Origin of the sequence: Rhodopseudomonas sp. B29 (assembly GCF_000333455.1) — a bacterium.
GTDB lineage: Bacteria > Pseudomonadota > Alphaproteobacteria > Rhizobiales > Xanthobacteraceae > Rhodopseudomonas.
Window position 1 is genome coordinate 1 of the sequence record NZ_BADD01000635.1, and the last position, 2,150, is coordinate 2,150.

The window sequence follows — 2,150 nt, forward strand, 5'->3', positions numbered from 1 at the left end:
AAATCAACGACCTCGGCATGCAGGGGCTCAGCATCGAACTGGCGGGGCATTCGTTGCCGGAGGTGCTGTAGGCGAAGGGCCGCCCGCCCGAGAACAGCTAAGCGGTCAGCGGTCCAGCGCGCNTGAGCCGAACCTCATTGCGCTGCTTGAAGCACCTCCACAGGCGTCGTCCGGATCAGATGATCGAACGCCGAGAGCGAAGCCTTGGCGCCTTCTCCCATTGCGACGATGATCTGCTTGTACGGCACCGTCGTGGCATCGCCAGCAGCAAACACGCCGGTAATGGCGGTGCCCCCCCGCGCATCGACTTCGATTTCGCCGCGCGTATTCAGTGCGACAGTTCCCTTCAGCCAATCGGTGTTGGGTACGAGACCGATCTGAACAAACACGCCGTCAACTTCCAAGCGTTGGAGCTGATCGCTGTTGCGCTTGACATAGGACAGACCCACGACCTTCTGGCCGTCGCCGTGAACTTCAGATGTCCGCGCCGAGGTAATAACAGTCACATTGTGCAGCGAATAGAGCTTGCTCTGCAGCACGGCATCGGCCCGCAGGTTGGCATCGAACTCGATCAGGACGACATGGGCAGCGATGCCCGCGAGATCAATCGCGGCTTCCACGCCCGAATTGCCGCCGCCAACCACGGCCACGCGCTTGCCCTTGAACAGTGGGCCGTCGCAATGCGGGCAATAGGCGACTCCCTTGTTGCGATATTCGTTTTCACCGGGAATATCGAGTTGCCGCCAGCGTGCGCCGGGCGACAGGACGACCGTGCGCGACTTCAACGTCGCGCCGCTCGCCAGCTCGACCTGCAGCAGATCATCCGGTCCGACGGTCGGTATCAGGCGAACGGCAGTCTGCGCGTTCATGATATCGACGTCATAGGATTTCACCTGCTGTTCCAGTGACGCGGCGAGCTTTGGTCCTTCGGTATGCGGGACCGAGATGAGATTCTCGATCGCCATGGTGTCCAGCACTTGCCCGCCCATGCGCGCGGCGACGATGCCGGTCCGGACTCCCTTGCGTGCGGCATAGATGGCAGCCGCGACGCCGGCAGGTCCGCCGCCTACCACGAGGACATCAAAGGCGGCTTTCTCAGCAATCTTACGGGAGGCCCGCTCGACACTGTGCGTATCGAGTTTCGCCACGATCTCCTCGAGACTCATGCGCCCCTGGGCGAAGGGCTCGCCGTTGAGGAAGACCGAGGGAACAGCCATGACCTGGCGCCTCTCGACCTCGGCCTGGAACAGCGCCCCATCAATGGCGACGTGCTTGATCCTCGGGTTCAAGGCGCTCATCGCATTGAGCGCCTGCACGACGTCAGGGCAGTTCTGGCACGACAGCGAGAAATAGGTCTCGAAATTGTAGTCGCCATCGAGGCTCTTGATCGCCTCGACGAGCTCAGGCGCCTCCTTCGGAGGATGGCCGCCGACCTGCAGCAAGGCAAGAATGAGCGAGTTGAATTCATGTCCCATCGGCAGTCCGGCGAAGCGCACCGAGATATCCGTCCCGACTCGATGGATGGCGAACGACGGCGTGTGGATATCGGGCTGATCGGGAGCCACGGTGATCTTTTCCGAAAGCGACGCGATCTCCTCGATCAGGCCTCGCAGTTCGGCCGACTTCGCGCCGTCATCGAGAGACGGAATGAGCTCGATCGGCAGCGTAATCCGCTCGAAATAGGTGCGGATCTGGCTCTTCAACGACGCGTCCAACATGTATCAGCTCCGCGGAAATCTCTTGATGTCACCCGCTGGATGAACGGCTTGGGATAGGACGCAGGGTGCGGCGCCCGATTCGGGCCGGCCTGTCGGCCGGCCCGAAATTAGCTTTGAAGGAAAATTTCGCCCGATCAGATCTTGCCGACGAGTTCCAGCGACGGCGCAAGCGTCTGCTCGCCTTCCTGCCATTTCGCGGGACAAACCTCGCCGGGGTGCGCGGCAACGTATTGGGCTGCCTTGATCTTGCGCAGCAGCTCCTGCGCATCGCGACCGATGCCGCCAGCCGTGATTTCGACGATCTGGATCTTGCCGTCGGGGTCGACGACAAAGGTGCCGCGATCGGCAAGCCCGCTTTCTCGATCATCACTTCGAAGTTGCGGCTGATCGTGCCGGTCGGATCCCCCGACATCGGGTACTGGATCTTTCCGA

1 protein-coding gene and 1 pseudogene are annotated in these 2,150 nt (G+C 61.7%); both read right to left on the reverse strand.

From position 1 onward, the window contains the following. Positions 1 to 134 precede the first annotated feature (134 nt). Complete coding sequence (ahpF, locus tag I5M_RS22920) at positions 135 to 1,718, reverse strand: alkyl hydroperoxide reductase subunit F (RefSeq protein WP_022723540.1); 1,584 nt, start codon at positions 1,716 to 1,718, stop codon at positions 135 to 137. A 134-nt stretch (positions 1,719 to 1,852) separates the two neighbouring features. Further along, positions 1,853 to 2,150 (reverse strand): annotated as a pseudogene (locus I5M_RS31570) (redoxin domain-containing protein); the annotation flags it as partial.

Coding starts and splice junctions, on each gene's coding strand:
- ahpF (WP_022723540.1), bottom strand. CDS start 1,718: ATGTTGGACGCGTCGTTGAAGAGCCAGATCCGCACCTATTTCGAGCGG.